Genomic DNA, 17772 nt, shown 5'->3' on the forward strand with positions numbered 1-17772 from the left:
CAACCTCCTCCTTCCGAGAGACATCCCTCATGAAGATTCACGAGTACCAAGGCAAGGAAATCCTTGCCAAGTTCGGCGTGCCGGTGCCGCGCGGCATTCCGGCCTACACGGTTCAGGAGGCGGTCGAAGCCGCCCAGAAGCTCGGCGGCCCGGTCTGGGTCGTCAAGGCCCAGATCCATGCGGGTGGCCGCGGCAAGGGCGGCGGCGTGAAGGTCGCGAAGACCATCGAGGACGTGAAGAAGCTGGCTGGCGAGATCCTCGGCATGCAGCTCAAGACGCACCAGACCGGCCCCGAAGGCCAGAAGGTCCGCCGCCTCTACATCGAAGACGGCGCCGACATCCAGAAGGAATACTACGTTTCGGCCGTGACCGACCGCGCCACCCAGAAGGTGGCCTTCATCGCTTCGAGCGAAGGCGGCATGGACATCGAGGAAGTGGCCCACTCCTCGCCCGAGAAGATCATCACGGTGTTCGCCGACCCGCAGGCCGGCCTGACCGACGAGCAGGCCAAGCAGATCGCCGACGGCATCGGCATCCCGGCCGATTCGACCGCGCAAGCCGTCGACATCTTCAAGAAGCTCTACACCTGCTACATGGAGACGGACGCCTCGCTGGTCGAGATCAACCCGCTCAACCGTGACAGCAAGGGCAACATCGTCGCCCTGGACGCCAAGTTCAACTTCGACAGCAACGCGCTGTTCCGCCACCCCGAGATCGTCGCGCTGCGCGACCTCGACGAGGAAGATCCGGCCGAAGTCGAAGCCTCGAAGTTCGACCTCGCCTACATCTCGCTCGACGGCAACATCGGCTGCCTGGTGAACGGCGCCGGCCTCGCGATGGCCACGATGGACACCATCAAGCTGTTCGGCGGCGAGCCGGCCAACTTCCTCGACGTGGGCGGCGGCGCCACCCCCGAGAAGGTCACCGAAGCCTTCAAGATCATGCTGAAGAACAAGAACGTCGAGGCCATCCTCGTCAACATCTTCGGCGGCATCATGAAGTGCGACACCATCGCCACCGGCGTGATCGCGGCCTGCAAGGCCGTGAACCTGCAAGTGCCGCTGGTCGTGCGCATGAAGGGCACCAACGAAGCCGAAGGCAAGAAGCTGCTGGCCGAATCGGGCCTGCCGATCATCAGCGCCGACACCATGGCGGAAGCGGCCCAGAAGGTCGTGGCAGCAGTCAAGAAGGCCTAAGGAACAGAGTCATGTCGATCTACATCAACAAAGACACCAAAGTCATCACCCAAGGCATCACCGGCAAGACGGGCCAGTTCCACACCGAGAAGTGCCAGGAATACGCGAACGGCAAGAACGCCTTCGTGGCCGGCGTGAACCCGAAGAAGGCCGGCGAGTCGATCTTCAACATCCCGATCTTCGGTTCGGTGAAGGAAGCCGCCACGCAGACCGGCGCCACCGTGTCGGTGATCTACGTGCCGCCGGCAGGCGCCGCGGCCGCGATCTGGGAAGCCGTCGAAGCCGACCTGGACATGGCGATCTGCATCACCGAGGGCATTCCGGTTCGCGACATGCTCGAAGTGCGCAACAAGATGAAGGCCAAGGAAGCCGCCGGTGGCAAGAAGACGCTGCTGCTCGGCCCGAACTGCCCCGGCCTGATCACGCCCGACGAGATCAAGATCGGCATCATGCCCGGCCACATCCACCGCAAGGGCCGCATCGGCGTCGTGAGCCGCTCGGGCACGCTGACCTATGAAGCCGTGGCGCAACTGACCGAGATCGGCCTGGGCCAATCGTCGGCAGTGGGCATCGGCGGCGACCCGATCAACGGCCTCAAGCACATCGACGTGATGAAGGCCTTCAACGACGATCCCGACACCGACGCCGTGATCATGATCGGCGAAATCGGCGGTCCCGACGAAGCCGACGCCGCCCGCTGGTGCAAGGACAACATGAAGAAGCCGGTCGTCGGCTTCATCGCCGGCGTGACCGCGCCTCCCGGCAAGCGCATGGGCCATGCCGGCGCGCTGATCTCGGGCGGCGCCGACACGGCCGAAGCCAGAGCTCTCCATCATGGAAGAGTGCGGCTTCACCGTGACGCGCAACTTCTCGGAACTGGCCAAGCTGCTCAAGGGCAAGCTGTAAGCCACGGCGTTCGCGCCCGGCAAGGTCCGTAAAGAGACCTCACACGCGCAAGAAAGAACAAGACGCCCGCAATCCGATTGCGGGCGTTTTTTTCACAAAAACAATGCGGGATCAGAGACATGGAACTTCTTCAAAGCACGGACTTCTGGATCGGCCTGATCAAGATCGTCTGGATCAACATCATCCTGTCGGGCGACAACGCCGTGGTGATCGCCATGGCGGCGCGTTCGCTGCCGCCCGAGCAGCAGAAAAAAGCGGTGCTCTTCGGCTCCGGCGCGGCCGTCGTGCTGCGGATCGTGCTGACGGTGGTGGCGGCCAAGCTGCTGGCGCTGCCGTACCTGCAGATCGTCGGCGGCCTGCTGCTGCTGTGGATCGGCCTGCAGCTGCTCGGCGGTGAAGACGAGGGCGACGGCGACTCCAAGGAGTACGGCAGCATGATGGCGGCCGTGCGCACCATCCTGCTGGCCGACCTCGTGATGAGCCTGGACAACGTGATCGCCGTGGCGGCCGCCGCGCAGGGCAGCATGGTGCTGCTGGTGCTGGGCCTGGCGATCAGCATTCCGCTGGTGATCTTCGGCAGCACGCTGATGATCAAGCTGATGGAGCGCTTCCCCATCATCGTGATGCTGGGTGCGGCGCTGATCGGCTGGGTCGGCGGCGAGACCATCGTGAGCGACGTGTCGCTGCGCGAGGTGCTGGCGGCCAACCCCTGGCTGCACTACGCCGCCGCGGCGGCCGGTGCGCTGCTCGTGGTGGCGGTGGGCAAGCTGCTCCAGCGGCGCGCCCACGCGGCCGCGGCGCAGCACTGACGGCGGAAGCCACCACCGGGCTGCCGCTTCGCCGACACTTGCGACCATGGTAGGTGTCGGCACGTCCCTCTTCTCGACCCGTCCGCCGCTCTCGTGGGAGTTCGCGGCGCTGACCGACGTCGGCCGCGTGCGCGCCCACAACGAGGACGCGGTCCACGTCGACCCGGTCCTCGGGCTGGCGGTGCTGGCCGACGGCATGGGCGGCTACAAGGGCGGCGAGGTCGCCAGCGCGATGGCGGTGTCGCTGGTGCATGCGAACTTCCGGCGCTGGTACGTGCAGGCCGGTCCGCAGGCGCCGGCCCGCGTCGTGCGGCGCGCGCTGCAGGCCGCGACCGACGAGGCCGATGCCGCCATCCTCGATGGCAGCCTGACCAATCCCAACCTGCAGGGCATGGGGACCACGCTGGTCCTGGCCGCCTTCGGGCCGCACCGCGTGATGGTGGGCCACATCGGCGATTCGCGCTGCTACCGGCTGCGCAACGACAAGCTCGAGCAGCTCACGCGCGACCACTCGCTGCGCCAGCAGCAGCTGGATGCCGGCGCCATCACGGCCGAGGAAGCGCTGTCCTCGCCCAACCGGAATCTCGTCACCCGCGCCGTCGGCGTCGAGGCCCAAGTCTTGCTGGAAATGCACGAACACACGGCCAGGCCCGACGATCTCTATATGCTGTGCTCCGACGGGCTCAGCGAAATGGTCCCGGACGCCCAGCTTTTCACGCTTCTGACGAGACAAGACGGTGGTATTGAGTCCAAGGTATCACTTTTGGCAAACATCGCCAACGAAAATGGCGGCCGGGATAACATTTCTGTCATCCTGGCCCGGGCCAGCCTGCCACGCGCGGCGACCTGACGCAGGCGATGGAGCGGCGGAAGCATCCGCTGCGTCGTCGCGGGCCTCGCGACAATTGCAACCAGGGAGTCGGCAGTGCCGAGAATGAGTATCTCGATCGATGGTGTCGTCATCCGGGAGGTGACGCTCGCGAAGGACCGTACCACCCTCGGACGGCGCGCCTACAACGACATCGTGGTCGACAATCTCGCGGTGAGCGGCGAGCATGCCGTTCTGACCCTGCGCGGCGGCGATGTCCAGATTGAAGACCTCAACAGCACCAACGGCACCTACGTCAACGCGGTGGCCGTGCAGAAGCGGACGCTCAAGGACAACGATGTCATCGAGGTCGGCGGCTGCCGCATCCACTACCGCGCGCGCAGCGTCGCGCCCGCGCCCGGCGTGCCGGTCCAGGTCATCATCGGCAACGAGCAGCCTTCCACCCCCATTCCCCTGTCGGCCGCGCCCACCGAATCGGGCGCACTGGTCGAGCTCGGCGTGCCGGTGCTGCGCGTGCTGGCCGGCGAGAACGCCGGCCACGACCTGCCGCTGCAGAAGGTCGTCACCACGGTCGGCAAGCCCGGCGTCGCTGTCGCTGTCATCACGCGCCGCCGCCAGGGCTACGTGGCCGCGAGCGTCATGGGCGCCGTCCTGCTCAATGGCCAGCCGCTCGGCGTCGAGGCCGTCGCGCTGCACGAGCGCGACCTGCTCGAGCTCGGCACCCTGCGCCTGCAGTTCCAGCGGGTCTGAGCCGCGGGTCGTCCGTCGGCGAACCGGCCTCGATCCCGTTCCCGGCTCCGGTCGACCATGAGTGCATTGCGGCGCCACTGGGCGCGCATCGCCGTCACCCTGCTGCCCGTGCTGCTGGCACTGGCGCATGCCACCGGGCTCTGGCACGCCGGCATGCTCGAGCGTCTCGACCACCTGATCTACGACGTGCGCCTGCGCGCGACCATGCCGGGCACCTTCGATCCGCGCATCGTGATCGTCGACGTCGACGACGCGAGCCTCGCACGTCAGGGCCAATGGCCCTGGTCGCGCGACAAGGTGGCGCGGCTCGCGAGCGAGCTGCTGTCGCACCAGCAGGCCAGGGTCGTGGGCTTCGACGTCATGTTCGTCGAGCCCGACCGCAGCTCGGGCATCGACCGCCTGCGCGCGCTGGCGGACGGCCCGCTGCGCGGCATCCCGGAACTCGCCGGCGAGGTCGAGAAACTCGCGCCCTCGCTCGACAACGATGCCATGCTGGCGCGCACGCTCGCGGGCCAGCCCGTGGCGCTGGGCTACTACTTCACCCAGGCCGAGACGCCGCGCGCCCGCGGCGCCCTGCCCGCCGCGCCGCTGTGGCCCGCCGACGCGCTGCCCGCGAAGGAGGGCTACACCACGCACTGGAACGGCTTCGGCGCCAGCCTGCCGGTGCTCGCGCAGGCCGCGCCCAGCGGCGGCTTCCTCAACACCCTGGTCGGCGAGAGCGACGACGGTGTGATCCGCAGCGTGCCGCTGATCGCACGCTACGACGGCGACCAGGCCCGGCCCGGCTACTACGAGTCGCTCGCGCTGGCCGTCTACCGGCTCGCCAGCGGCTCGCCGCCGGTGCTGCCCGCGCTGGTGCCCGGCAGCCCCGGTCGCGCAGCTCGAGTCGCTGCGCATCGGCGAACTGCGCGTGCCGGTCGACCGCAACGCCAGCGTGCAGGTGCCGTTCCGCGGCCCGGGCGGCAGCCGCGGCGGCTCGTTCCGCTACGTGGCGGCCGCCGACGTCCTCGAGGGCCGGCTCGCGCCCGAGGAGCTCAAGGACAAGATCGTGCTCGTCGGCGCCACCGCGCCCGGCCTGCAGGACCTGCGCGCCACGCCCGCGGCGCCGTCCTTCGCCGGCGTCGAGGTGCATGCCAACATCGTCTCGGCGCTGCTCGACGATCGCCTGCTCGCCGTGCCAGACTACGCGCCCGGCTACGAGGTGCTGAGCGTGTTCGTCGCCGGCATCGCGCTGGCCATCGGCCTGTCGCTGCTGCCCGCGCTGCGCGCCGTGGCCTTCATGCTGACCGTGGCCGCGGCGCTGGTCGGGCTCAACACTTGGCTCTATGTCGCGCACGGCCTGGTGCTGCCGCTGGCCTCGGCGCTGGCCATGGTCGCGCTCGCCTTCCTGCTCAACATGAGCTGGGGCTACCTGGTCGAATCGCGCGCGCGCCGCGGTCTGGTGCAACTGTTCGGCACCTACGTGCCGCCGCAGCTGGTCGACGAGATGCTGGAGCGCCCCGGCCGCTACAGCATGCGCGCCGAGAGCAAGACCATGACCGTCATGTTCTGCGACATGCGCGACTTCACGCGCTTCTCGGAGCAGATGTCGCCTTCCGAGCTGCAGGCCTTCCTCAACACCGTGTTCAGCCGCCTCACCGACGTCATCACCGCGCACCGCGGCACCGTCGACAAGTACATGGGCGATTGCGTCATGGCCTTCTCGGGGCGCGCCGCTCGAGACGCCCGAGCACGCCAGCCTCGCCGTCAATGCCGCGCTCGACATGGCCGACGCGGTGCACGACCTCAACCGCATCCACCGGGTCCCTGGGGCCGGCCCGAGATCAGCATCGGCATCGGCATCAACAGCGGCGTCATGAGCGTGGGCGACATGGGCTCGGCCGCGCGGCGCAGCTACACCGTGGTCGGCGACGCGGTCAACCTGGCCTCGCGTCTCGAGGGGCTCAGCGGCCACTACGGCGTCGAGATCGTCGCCAGCGGCGCCACGCGCGAGCTCGCGCCGGCCTATGTCTGGCAGGAGCTCGACAGCGTGTTCGTCAAGGGCCGGGCCCAGGCCGTCGCCGTGTTCACGCCGCTGGCCGTCGCCTGGGACGAGGCGGCCGTCATCGCCGTGCGCGAGGCGCACCGGCTCGAGCGCTGGGCCGAGGTGCTGGCCGCCTACCGGCGCCAGGACTGGGCCTTGGGCCGAAACTTGCTGGACCCCCCTCCTCGTGGCCGATGCCAAAAAAGTCCTTTACCAGCTCTACGCGCAGAGATTAGCCTCGATGGCCTTGCGCCCGCACGATCCATCGTGGGACGGTGCGACCCGGTTCGAAACCAAATGACAGACACAGACAAGGGGTCTCTCACAATGCAGGTTCGCGTGCTGGGTTGTTCGGGCGCCATCGCCAAAGACTGCCGCACCACCTCTTTCCTGGTCGATACCGACCTGCTCGTCGATGCCGGCACCGGCGTCGGCGACCTCACCCTCGAAGAAATGGCCGGTGTCGACGACATGGTGCTCACGCACTGCCATCTCGACCACATCGCCGCCCTGCCCCTGATGCTCGACGCCGTCGGCGGACGCCGAACCCGGCCGCTGCGCGTGCATGCGCTGCGCGCCACGATCGAGGCGCTGCGCGCCCATGTTTTCAACAACATCATCTGGCCCGACTTCGAGAGCATCCCGAGTCCCGAGGCCCCCTTCGTCACCTTCCACGACATCGCCGTCGGCCAGACCCTGCTGCTCGGCAGCGCCACGCCCAAGCGCATCGAGGTGCTGCCGGCCGTCCAGTACCGTGCCCGCCTGCGGCTTCGCCGTGAGCCGCGCCGATGGGGGTGCGCATTGGGTCTTCAGCGGCGATACCGAGCGCAATGCGCCGTTCTGGGACCGCGTCAACGCCCTGGAGGTCGCGATGCTTGTGATCGAGACGGCGTTCAGCAACCGGGAGCAGGCGCTGGCGGAGCGCAGCCTGCATCTGTCGCCGACCATGTTGGCCGACGAACTGGCTCATATCGGGCCGGGCAAGGACTACCCGATCTACATCACGCACACCAAGCCGGCGGAAACCGAGGAAATCATGAGTCAGATCGAATCGCTGGCCGGCCGGCAGGTGCCGGGGCTGGCGCAGCGGGACATCCGCTGGCTCAAGGCGGACGGCATCCTGACCTTTTGAGCCCGGTCGTGCGGCACGGATGGCATGACAAATTTGTCACCATGTGTCGCATCTTGATACATCTTCTGTCACGTGCAGTAACACCAATGTGGTCTGGAGTGACGCGTTAGGTCGCTGACGGGGTGCCGAAACGGGTGGCACGGATGCTGCGGAAGGTTCTTCGCTCCGGGGGGAGGACTCCCGGGAGTGAATACCAACCCAACCAACCTGGAGTTAGTGAAATGAACCGTCGCACTCTCGCCCGCCGCGCTCAGGCCGGCTTTACCCTTATCGAACTGATGATCGTTGTGGCGATCATTGGTATTTTGGCGGCTGTGGCTCTGCCAGCTTACAAAGACTACACCGTCAAGGCTCGCATGTCTGAAGTGGTGCTAGCTGCATCGCAGTGCCGCACGACCATCAGCGAAACGGTCCAAAGCATGGATCCGGCGAAGACGTTCGGCGCGACTGAAGAAAATGTCTACGGCTGCGATGCGGTAAACCCGACCAAGATGGTTGCTTCGATCACGACCACTGCTCCAACTGGCGTAATCACCGTCATCCCGCACGCAACTAATTTGGGTCAAGCGACGGCATTTGATCCCGCCGAAGACAAGATCATCCTGACCCCTTATCGCAATACCGCGGCAGCCGGCGCCGCCCCCGCTGCAGGCGCCTACGCTTTGGCAACTGCCACCACCGGCGGACAAGGCACTCAAGTTTATGAGTGGAAGTGCACCTCGACCGGCGCCGCCTCGAAGTACGCACCGGGTTCATGCCGCTAGTCAGCGTAGCTTCGAAAATCTCACCGCAAAGGGCCGCCTTCGGGCCAATGCCAGTCAGTTAGAACTGACTGGCATTTTTTTCGTCGGGAATTTGTGGGCCAGTTCTTGACGACCCTGGGGAAGTAGCGCCCGGTGCGCCGAGGCGGCAGCACGAAGTAGCGCGACTGCGCCAGCAAGGCCTCCAACTGCTTGGGCAAGGTTCCCGCAGAGTCAAGACTGGGGATGGCCAGTAAATTCACGATGGCATAGCTGGCCGTGTGGAAGCTGATGCGCTGGGGTTCGACCTTCACATGCTCGGCCATCTTGCCCATCCAGCGGCGCAGCAGCGTGTAGGCGATCAGCACGCCCCACAACTCCTGGCGCACCAACTCGGGCTGCTCGCTGCGCAGCACCGGTTCTGCGTCCTGCAAGGACTGCTTGATCTCCCTGAACCCCAGCTCGATCTCCCAACGCTGGCGGTACAGATCGGCCATGGGCGCGCAGGATGCGCCCGAGCGTCCTGCACGAGGTGATGAAGCGCCGACGTCGCCCGCCCACGCTGACCTCGATCAGCCGGGCCTGCCAGTGGCTGGGCAACTGTGGGCGCAGTTGGCGCGCGCGCTGCGATTCGGGCATGCGGATCAACGCATCGCCCTCGGCGAGTCGCTCGACGACTCGTGGCGCAAGTTGTCCTTGGCCCGCATCAGCCAGTGGCGCTGCTCGCCCGCGGCCTGCCAGTCCAGCAGGAACGCGGCCGAGAAGTACCCTCGATCGAACAGGGTCACGGCGTGATCCACGCCCTTCAATTGCGCCGCCAAGCTCAGCTCGCCGCAGTCCATGCCGCCGATCCTGGCGTCCAGCAGTTCGTGGCTGTGAGTGTCCATCAGGCAGGTGGCGCGGATCTGCGGCCAGGGCAAAGGTCCATGCCGCGTGCTGCAGCTGCCCAATTGCTGGCGGTTGTCGGGCGTGTCCGGGGCTGACCACACCACGCCGTCCACGGCCAGCACCCGCAGCGCCTGCTCGCGCTGTGGCGAACGGCCCCAGGCCTGGGTCCGCAGCTCAAACAGCCGCTGCAGCGGTTCTTCGCCCAGGCGCTGACGGGCTTGCACGCTCACGCTGGGCGCGGGCAGCGCCTGCCCAGCCAGGCTCAACTCCAATTGTTGGACCCCCTGCCATAGCGGTCGCTTGCGAAACAGCGCCAGTCCAGTCACCAGCCACACCGCATGCTCGGCGGGCAACTTGCGCTTGCGGATGGAGGTCTTGCCGCTGGCCTTGAGCGCTGGTCTATCCAGGCTGAATCTATCAGTGCACTGAGTTCATCAACCCGATCGAGCACTCGCGGTAGCGTCTCGCGCAGGGCGCTCTATAGCAGGCTCATCAAGCAAAAAGGGGAACGTGTTCAACACGCTCCCCTTGTACTGGATCAGCTCGTCCCCGGGCTTAACTAACTGGTATTGGGGCTCTGGGCCGCAAGTTCCCCACGGTGGTGGCTGCTTGGCGTCGGGCCTGGGGTCGGGTGATCCCGTTCTTCGCGTTCGCACCGCCCATTCGCCGGGTGATCTACACGACCAACGCCATCGAGAGCATCAACGCGCGGCTGCGCAAGATCATCAAGACGCGGGGTCACTTCCCCGGCGACGACGCGGCTGCCAAGCTGATCTGGTCGGCGCTGTTCAACATCACGGCCGACTGAGAGCGTGCCGCCAAGGAGTGGCGAGAGGCGATGAATCAGTTTGCCATCGCCTATGGCGATCGGTTCATTTGAAGCGCCGCCCTGTAGCATGAGAGCGACTTGCACACAAAAATTCGGACAAGCCCCAGGACACCGGCCCTCTACTCGATATGGTCGACTCAACATATGCTCCTCCGATCACTCAATCTGTAGATCGATCGCGTTAGTCCACTGTTGGTACCTCACGCCAATTCAGCAGACGAAGGCCAAGCACGCCAGGCAATTTGATTGGGTTGTTTTTCATCTCACCTCTTACATCGCCGCTCACCAACCGTGTAGTTCCATCAACGCTCAAGAATCGCAAATCAGTCACAGCCGCTCCCACCGCATTAAATGCAACTATGTTTCCCGAACCATCAACAAGCGTTGATTTTCCAGTGCCGAAGTCGATCGCATAAACACGACTGTTACCCGAAGGCGAGCACGCGTCGCCTGTAGTCTGAAGCGTGGAGAAGGCCACCGCTCCGCTGTTGGATGTCGATGCATTGATCACACGCCAGCCCACGTTGCTGGTCACCCCGAGATCCGTGTACCACCCGCGACTGGTCGCAGACAGCGCGATGCCCTCGGTCAAGTTCGTTACCGCTTGCAGGTCATTTCGAACGATCGGGAAAGTCCCAGAGCTGAACGCGCTGGCCGTGCCATCGATCACGGCGTAGTAGCTCTGCTGTTGAGATGATTGAATATCGCTCGAATCCAACAATCGTCCCGTGCCGACCAGAACAAAGCGCTTCTTGCTCAACGGCTGAATCTCTATCAAAGGCTGTGTGGTGACCGGCTGGGACCGATCGGAGCCATCTGTAAACTTGGCGATCAAGGTGGGAGCTGGATAGTTCGCAGTACTTCCTTTCGCAAGCGTGAGATCGAACCGCCACATCTGGCCGTTGAGATCGCCCGCATAGACGGCGTCCGCCGTGCCATCGGTGAAATCCTGGACATATGCGGCCGCCTGCGCCATGCCTTCCGACTCTGAAGGAGTCGCGATCTTCTGGAGAAGCTGACCATTGGTCGGATTCACGATGTAAAGATAGCTACTCGTTCCGCCACCGTTGTAGCCGCTCGTGAGGATCGCAACCCAGCCATATTTGCGGGTCTTCACTACGACCGGCGCGCCATAGCTATACCCCATGTCCGAATCGGTGAACTCCCAAAGTACCTTGGCTGCAGCTTTTGCCTCTGTATTCATACTTGCAGGATTTGTCACATCCAGGGCATAAAACCCTTTCCCGCCCTTGCCGAGGCCGCCGATCAAGACGGTGCGCCAGTCCGAAGTCGCGGCGGATGTGGTCGTGAACGTACCCCTGCAGATTTGAAGTCGATATCGAAGGTATATGGTGTCGCATCGACGTAAAAACGATGCTGATAATAGGGATTGCCGAGCTTGGCCAGCAACCCGTCGTTGCCCGCAGAATTGCTTCCCCCAAACAGCAAGCTTGGAATGTAGGCAAACTGTTCATTGCCCGCATCCGTTCCAGTGAGCGCGCCATTGAACGCATGCACCATTCCGTCGTTCGCGCCGGTGTAAACCATCACCGGCCGATCCTTCCAAGTGGTCTTGAAGGCGGCATAGCCAGGATTGACCGAATCCGAGAAGTTGAGTGAGGGCGGGCCTGCGGGCGTAACCTTGGCATTGACTATGTCACCGAGCAGCAGATCGCGTTGACGGTAGGACTTGCTCGAGTCGCTTGACGTACGCTCGTTGGTTCTGTCTCCACGCAGCCAATTCAGATACTTCTGGCTATCGTTGCCGACGAAGGCCGTATTGAGAGATCCCTTTGAGCCGCCGTCAGACTGTTGTATCGAAAAGGAATTCCAGCGCTCGCACTCCGTGTTATGACGCGCCGCGCGGTATCCCATCCGGTGCCGGAAAGCTGAGCTTCCAGCTTTGTCTTTGTGTCCCACTTCAGAGTACTTGCTGGATTTCCGCTGGCGTCGAAGGTGATCTGATTCGCGCTCAAAAGGCCAGTCCAACTCTTCGAGTCGTATTGCGCGGCGTAGGAGGCGACACCTGTCGAAGATACCTGTGCGCTCGAAAGTGAAAAAGATGTCGTGTATGCGGAAATCTCGTTGGAGATTCGCTCGAAGGCTTGTTTGAGGCCCGCGACCATCGTGTCGGGACGACCCGCGGCAAAATAATTGTCTGGACGATTCCAAGTCGAGTTGTTTCTGACGTCCTTGAGGGTCTCTCCATTGGTCGACCACCAATCCAATGGAATGGTGCCGTCGAAGGTATAGGGATCGAAACCAGCGGGAATCTTCTTTTGATTGAGTCCGCCGAACTTTGCGGCCATGTAGAACTTGTTGTTTCGCGAGAAAGACTGCTCCAGAACGTCGACCCAATAGGTCTGCACTGTTTGCTTTCCCGTCAGGTCCGGACGGATATCCTTGGTGTTGGCCTCGAGTGCGAGACCCGCCATGTAATCTGTCGAACTCGATGCTCCCGTGAGAACCGTGGCTTGATTCGGTCCCATTGCTTGCAGCGACTTCACGTTGTTGGTGCTGCGGATGGCATCGAACATGGTGTCTGCCGAAACCTCCGTTGGCAATGAGGGCTCTCTGTCCGTCACAGTATTGCCAGGCACATTCTTGTCGCCGTGCGTGTAAATATCGCCAATACCGAGCACGAAATTGCGCTGGCAGGTGTACTGGATCGGATCCGTCCAGTTTGTGATCACAGGAAAGCCATCGGCCCAAGTGGTCTTGGTGGGAGCATCCGCGCCGTCCATGGCGCTCCATGTTGGCACGTTACCCAGATTTCGGTAGTACCGCAGCGCCGCATAAAACAATTCGTTCACCGGGTCATTGCTTTTGTAGCTTCCTGGAACGAGTTGCCCGAACTTGTTGAGATAATTCATTACCCCGCTGTCCGAGATGGTTACGCTGGTATTGGAGGTGGTAGCAGTGGCGTCGGTCGGGTCGGGATTGCGAATAAAGATGCCGGTGGTCGAGTCCCATTCTCTGTTGTCATTGGTCGTGGGGCCCTGGCCCGGCACGGGGTAGGTCGGACCGACGAATTTCTGACGAGCGCGAAGGACGCCGCCATCCCGGGTATAGGTACTGTCGTTCAGATATCCGAATGCGCTGAACCGCATCTTGTCGGCATATTGCTGAATCAGCCCTTCGGGTTTGTAGTTGCTACCGTATGCCTTGCAGTTGGTCTCCAGGCCGCCCGCTGCCGTGGACGCATCGCACACCTTGACGCGCACGGTGAAGTCGTAACTTCGAGTGCCATCACTGAAGCCCACGAACTCGGAGGCTGAAGGTGTTTTCCAGAGCAGTTGAAGTTGCGCGCCGCCCGAGCCTTCGTAGTAATCCATTCGCACTTTGAAGGATTGCCCCTTCGTCATGCTTATCGTTGTCGTGGTGTCCGTAGTGGGACCGTGATCTGTCCAGTTATTAATGACGCAGTTGCCACTCAGACCGGTGGTGCCGGAGCAAGTGCTAAAGCTGCTATTGACATTGGTTGCAACCCAAAGCCTTACGCCATCGTCTGAAATGGTCCGGAACGTGTAGTTTCCTGCTTCCGGGGCAGTAAACGTGCCATCGTAGCGAGCAGAGAAGCTGTCTTCATTGACGCCCGACGCCGGTGAACCGGAGCCCCAATCGTGATACGCGTTGTCATTGCTTACGGTCGCGGCGGCATTGCCGCTGACGGTCTTGTTGTTGTAGTACTTGACCGAAAACCCGCGTGACAATCCATCGTTCATTCCGAGTCGCATCTTGAACCCAAGGCCGTTGATGCTGATGCGAAGCGTACTTGCGGTGTAGGGCGTTGCGCCTGTGATCTCCGTCGCTGGGAGGTTGCGGTCATCGAAAAGCCCTTGTCCCGAATGCCATCCTTTTTCCAGAATGGTTTCGGTGGTCGTGTCGACGACGCGGCGTCCCCCGGTCATTGCCCATCGGAATGGATCGATGGTGGCCGTGGTGGCCCAGTTCAGAAAGTTGCCACTCCATTTTCCGGTGCAGGTGCGATTCGTTGCCTTGCCTTGGGGGTAAAAATAACTCAGATCGCCCTTGTCGGTCGAGCTCACGCCATTCGATGCGGTGTTCGCCTGATAGACATAGCATTTATCCGGATCGAAGTAGCCCAGAAACGTCGCGCTACTCGAATAGGTGTCCGTATGGGCCATGCGCGAGGCTGTCGGCCATTCAACCGACAAAGCCAATGCCAAATTACCGGGGACTTCGGAGGTCGAGAAGATCGGCTGATCGGCAAGTGTCGTTGCCAGCGAAACCGGCGAATGGGTTGCCAGCAGCGCAAATGCCAGCACACTGCACGTGAAAGCGCGGAGCCGGGGATATCTGAAGGAGTGATTCATGGCAATGCTTCTCGTGAGCTTCTTACTGTTCAGGCCGCGCAAAGGAGGCTTGCAAAAACACTTGCGTGTCTCGCGGACCCGTGACTCGCATGCTCAAGCGGTACGTGGTCGAAGGCGGAGGAGGCAGGCGAGTGCTCATCTCCTGACTGCTGCCGCCCCGCACGTCATTGACCGACGGGGGAAAACGCAGCCGGCGGCACCCAACGTGCCAGGTGAAGCAGCGGTACTGCAAAGTCGGTCGATGACATAGCGGATCGTGACTTTCGCAGTGTCGTCCTTGATGTCGTTGGCATCGGTGCCGACCGCATTGAATGCCGTGTTGCTGAGCAGCGCCGTTGGCACGCCGCGATCATTGGTCGCAAGCGCCGTGGCACTGTAGTTCGCCGATTTGAGGTTGCTGTTGCGTGCTGCGGGCGTGACAAGGGCACCGCTTCCGCTGAACTTGACCAGCACGGCATCGATGGCCTGCTCGCCTTGATTGATCAGATCCCGCTTGAAGGCGAGGTTGCCTGCACTGGCGAGCGAGGTGTTCATCGAGCGCACGACCGCGACCCCGCTTGCGAGCAGGATGACGAGGACAATGAGCGCGAACAGCAAGACGACTCCCTGCTGACGGGAGCGCGGCGAGAAAGAGCGAGATTTCATGATGTCGGCAACAAGAGCATGTTGCGAAGGGGAACGGTGAACTCCACCACGCGATGCCGGAAGTGGCGGTCGTCGCTGGAGATGGCATAGCTCTCTTGCAAAGCCGTGCCCAGATCGCTGAACAAGGCGAGGCTGCTTGGTGCCACGACATCCTTCTCGTAGTTGGCGCTCCTGACGACCATTGCGACTCGGACTGCCATGACGCGACGCACCTTTGCAGGAGTACTCATCATGGTGGTGATGTCGTACCCGTCCGCGTCGGGGGCCTCCCATGAATCTCCTGCCGAGGCGTTGAAGTTCCCATCTTCGTTCTTGTCGATGGCGTAAAGCGCGCGCAATTCGATCACCCCATCCGCAATGCCCTGCTGCGCTCGCTCGTCGAGTTCGGTTGCACTGGCCCCGCCAGCCATTTGCATGAAGTCATAGCTGACCAGCGTGCGGTTGGCATTGATGCCGAACATCTGCAATTGCAGATTGGATGCCTTGAAGTTGCCGATCGGGGTGAAGAAGGCGCTTCCACCAGAAACAAGCGTGCTCAAACTTGTGTCCGTGCCACTCGCGGCGTAGTAGGTGCTCCCGAGAGGGAGGTTGTCGTTGCCGGCGGTGTCCGCGAAGTCGGGGCTTGCATGGACTTGCTCGAGCAGGCAGTCGTCGGTTCCGCTTCGGCTCACGAGGCCGATATCGCCCTGCCGCAGTCCAATGGTGTTGTCGAGCCGTAGTGCGCCGGTGCCAGTTCCGGCAGATCGCACCGGCCGCGCGATGTCGCCCGCCGAAGAATTGCCACTCATCACCATCAACACGTCGGAGCCCGAGGCGGGGCGATAGATGAGCACCGGGGCAACGCGTACTTGCTGCGGAAATCCATTGAAGGGCGCGGGGAAGTCGGTCGTCCTCGGCAAGGTCGCAGTGCCTGCGCGCGTGATGTTCAGGCGACAACCGAAGATGCCCAGATCCCATGCTTGGGTGAAGCCCGAGCCCGCGCTGCGCAGCGCACGGTCGAGCACGTAGGCGGCGTAGCTGCCGGATTGATTGGCGTCATTGACGGCCGTGGTGCTGCGTTTCTGGCCTTCGCCGACGATGATCACGCTGGTGACTGCGAGCGTCACCACGAGGCCGATGACGATGGCAACCAGCAGTTCGACGAGCGTCACCCCGCTGTTGGGGTTGATCCGACGGGTCATCGTCTTCATGGCAGCACCACCCGGGTCGTCAGCTTGCTTTGAGCGGCGGCGCCGGGCGACTGCCAGGTGATCGTGACATCGGCCTGTCGGCCGGTCACTTGGTAGTTGCCATCGCCGTTGGGCAGCCCTCCTTTGTTGGGTCCCATATCTGCCACCTTTGCCCGCCAGGCTGTTTTGAACTCGGCCGGCAGAGAAGGCGTGCGCCGCAGCCACATCTCGCTGATCAATTCATTGGCAAGCAAGGCTGCTCGGTTCCGGTCTTCGGCGTCTCCGGAGAGTTGGATCGCGCGCGACTGCAGCCCGATCAGGCCGAGGATTCCGACGGAAAAAATGAGGATCGACACGAGAACCTCGAGGAGGGCCATGCCTTTCTGCGGTCGCGAGCGGAGAGCGGAAGTCATGCGGGCATCCATCGGGGTGGGAGTCCGACATCGTCTTCTTCGGGTCGCACAGGCGCACTTGGCCGCCCAGATTGACAAGAACACGCAATGAGCGATCTGCCCCAGGGAGAGTGATGTCATAGGCAGGCGGAGATGTGATATCCGCGCTGCAGGTCGCGCTTCCGGTTAAGCTGGTCAGCGCTGTGCTTGAGTTGGCAATCAGGCGCCCAACCGAGTTGAAGCAGATCGCGGCGGGGCCGGTGATCTTCACGCCTGCGCCGATGTCGGACAGGATGCCCGAGGAGATGAACACACTGCTTTCTTCGCTGCTCGAACTCATCGATGGCAAGGAGCGGACTGTCCAATAGTTGCCGTCGGCTTTGGCAGTAAACGTCGGACTGCTGGAAGTCGGTTTGCTGTCTGTCAGGGCGAAGACGACCTGGCGGCTGCGCCGCAAGGATTCGCTCCGTGCTTCGCGCAAGCCGTTCTGCAAGGCCTCCGCGACGGCACGAACCTTGCCATTGCGTACCCAGTCCATCATCGACGGAGCGGCGAGCATCATCAGGATGGCCAAAAGGGTGATGGTGACCATGAGTTCCACCAGGGTGAATCCCGAAAGACGTTCGACCGACGGTCTCTCATGGAATGCTTTCAGCACGACTGGCCTTTCTTCAAGACCCAGGCGCTCGTACATGTGCCCCAACCCGAAGAACCGGTGCCTGTGGTCGACCGGTCGCCGGCCTCATTGATCGTGTAGACGAAGTCGGTGGTCGGCCCGCTTCCCGTCGCCAACAACACGTACGTCGTGTCCGTTGGGGTGCCTGCCTTGCAGCTCAAAGTGAAGTTGCCGACCTTTCGCTTCGATTCATCCACCGCACAAGGGGTGGTGAAGTCCCCCGAGGTCTTGTAGGTGCGGTTATCTTGGAAATGCCGCTCCATGTTGGCGCGCATGGCCGCCAGCCCATTCGTTGCGTCGACCACCTGCCCGCGGAGGATGTAGTCGCGGTAGCTTGGCAATGCGATGGCTGCGAGGATCCCGATGATCGCGACGGTGATCATCACTTCGATGAGCGTGAAGCCGCATAAGTGGCGCCGGGGAAGTGATAGGGATTGCAAGGCCGGACCTT

Annotated in this window: 14 protein-coding genes and 7 pseudogenes; 10 read left to right on the plus strand and 11 right to left on the minus strand. The window is 63.0% G+C overall.

Going from position 1 to position 17772, the window contains the following annotated elements:
• The first annotated feature begins 29 nt into the window (after positions 1–29).
• The 9 genes and pseudogenes from sucC (at position 30) to ACHMXE_RS12445 (ending at position 8409) form a co-directional block, all read left to right on the plus strand.
• Positions 30–1196, plus strand: coding sequence for an ADP-forming succinate--CoA ligase subunit beta (sucC, locus tag ACHMXE_RS12405; protein ID WP_203203389.1), 1167 nt, complete (start codon positions 30–32; stop codon positions 1194–1196).
• An 11-nt stretch (positions 1197–1207) separates the two neighbouring features.
• Positions 1208–2102, plus strand: a pseudogene (gene sucD, locus ACHMXE_RS12410) (succinate--CoA ligase subunit alpha).
• A 119-nt stretch (positions 2103–2221) separates the two neighbouring features.
• Positions 2222–2911 carry a TerC family protein gene (locus ACHMXE_RS12415; protein WP_203203387.1) on the plus strand — a complete coding sequence of 230 codons (690 nt, stop codon included), beginning with the start codon at positions 2222–2224 and terminating at the stop codon, positions 2909–2911.
• A gap of 46 nt (positions 2912–2957) precedes the next feature.
• The gene (locus ACHMXE_RS12420; protein ID WP_395349621.1) at positions 2958–3761 is read left to right on the plus strand and encodes a Stp1/IreP family PP2C-type Ser/Thr phosphatase; all 804 of its coding nucleotides are present in this window, start codon (positions 2958–2960) and stop codon (positions 3759–3761) included.
• Positions 3762–3836: 75 nt separating this feature from the next.
• Positions 3837–4490, plus strand: a complete 654-nt coding sequence (locus ACHMXE_RS12425) for an FHA domain-containing protein (RefSeq protein ID WP_209540133.1) — start codon at positions 3837–3839, stop codon at positions 4488–4490.
• Between the two features lie 153 nt (positions 4491–4643).
• A pseudogene (locus ACHMXE_RS12430) lies at positions 4644–5258 on the plus strand (CHASE2 domain-containing protein); the annotation flags it as partial.
• Between the two features lie 172 nt (positions 5259–5430).
• Positions 5431–6489 (plus strand): annotated as a pseudogene (locus ACHMXE_RS12435) (CHASE2 domain-containing protein); the annotation flags it as partial.
• 351 nt (positions 6490–6840) lie between these two features.
• Positions 6841–7645 (plus strand): annotated as a pseudogene (locus tag ACHMXE_RS12440) (3',5'-cyclic-nucleotide phosphodiesterase).
• A gap of 221 nt (positions 7646–7866) precedes the next feature.
• A complete protein-coding gene (locus ACHMXE_RS12445; protein WP_395349622.1) occupies positions 7867–8409 on the plus strand; it encodes a pilin in 543 nt (180 codons plus the stop codon).
• A gap of 20 nt (positions 8410–8429) precedes the next feature.
• Here the strand turns inward: ACHMXE_RS12445 and ACHMXE_RS12450 are convergent, their stop codons facing one another.
• Entirely contained in the window at positions 8430–8882 is a 453-nt protein-coding gene (locus ACHMXE_RS12450) for a transposase (protein WP_395349623.1), read from the minus strand.
• A gap of 147 nt (positions 8883–9029) precedes the next feature.
• Positions 9030–9626 (minus strand): transposase domain-containing protein, encoded by a 597-nt coding sequence (locus tag ACHMXE_RS12455; protein WP_395349625.1) that lies wholly within the window; start codon positions 9624–9626, stop codon positions 9030–9032.
• A gap of 230 nt (positions 9627–9856) precedes the next feature.
• On the opposite strand from ACHMXE_RS12455, the pseudogene ACHMXE_RS12460 reads away from it, so the two are divergent.
• A pseudogene (locus ACHMXE_RS12460) lies at positions 9857–10153 on the plus strand (transposase); the annotation flags it as partial.
• 130 nt (positions 10154–10283) lie between these two features.
• Here ACHMXE_RS12460 and ACHMXE_RS12465 read toward each other — a convergent pair.
• From ACHMXE_RS12465 to ACHMXE_RS12505, 9 genes and pseudogenes are all read right to left on the minus strand, one after another.
• A complete protein-coding gene (locus ACHMXE_RS12465) occupies positions 10284–11372 on the minus strand; it encodes a pilus assembly protein (RefSeq protein ID WP_395349626.1) in 1089 nt (362 codons plus the stop codon).
• The gene (locus ACHMXE_RS12470; RefSeq protein WP_395353056.1) at positions 11369–11920 is read right to left on the minus strand and encodes a PilC/PilY family type IV pilus protein; all 552 of its coding nucleotides are present in this window, start codon (positions 11918–11920) and stop codon (positions 11369–11371) included. The genes ACHMXE_RS12465 and ACHMXE_RS12470 overlap by 4 nt, the downstream gene beginning before the upstream one ends.
• Positions 11845–14439, minus strand: coding sequence for a PA14 domain-containing protein (locus ACHMXE_RS12475; protein WP_395349628.1), 2595 nt, complete (start codon positions 14437–14439; stop codon positions 11845–11847). Before ACHMXE_RS12475 ends, ACHMXE_RS12470 begins: the two co-directional genes overlap by 76 nt.
• A gap of 135 nt (positions 14440–14574) precedes the next feature.
• Positions 14575–15036, minus strand: a complete 462-nt coding sequence (locus ACHMXE_RS12480; RefSeq protein ID WP_395349630.1) for a hypothetical protein — start codon at positions 15034–15036, stop codon at positions 14575–14577.
• Between the two features lie 44 nt (positions 15037–15080).
• Positions 15081–16274, minus strand: a complete 1194-nt coding sequence (locus tag ACHMXE_RS12485; RefSeq protein WP_395349631.1) for a PilW family protein — start codon at positions 16272–16274, stop codon at positions 15081–15083.
• Positions 16271–16507, minus strand: coding sequence for a hypothetical protein (locus ACHMXE_RS12490; protein WP_395353104.1), 237 nt, complete (start codon positions 16505–16507; stop codon positions 16271–16273). The genes ACHMXE_RS12485 and ACHMXE_RS12490 overlap by 4 nt, the downstream gene beginning before the upstream one ends.
• A 21-nt stretch (positions 16508–16528) precedes the next feature.
• A pseudogene (locus ACHMXE_RS12495) lies at positions 16529–16786 on the minus strand (prepilin-type N-terminal cleavage/methylation domain-containing protein); the annotation flags it as partial.
• Positions 16740–17339 (minus strand): annotated as a pseudogene (locus tag ACHMXE_RS12500) (Tfp pilus assembly protein FimT/FimU); the annotation flags it as partial. The pseudogenes ACHMXE_RS12500 and ACHMXE_RS12495, both read right to left, overlap by 47 nt.
• Positions 17297–17761 (minus strand): type IV pilin protein, encoded by a 465-nt coding sequence (locus ACHMXE_RS12505; RefSeq protein WP_395349632.1) that lies wholly within the window; start codon positions 17759–17761, stop codon positions 17297–17299. The gene ACHMXE_RS12505 and the pseudogene ACHMXE_RS12500, both read right to left, overlap by 43 nt.
• Positions 17762–17772 lie beyond the last annotated feature (11 nt).

The sequence above is a fragment of the Variovorax sp. UC122_21 genome (assembly GCF_044056785.1).
Classification (GTDB): domain Bacteria; phylum Pseudomonadota; class Gammaproteobacteria; order Burkholderiales; family Burkholderiaceae_C; genus Variovorax.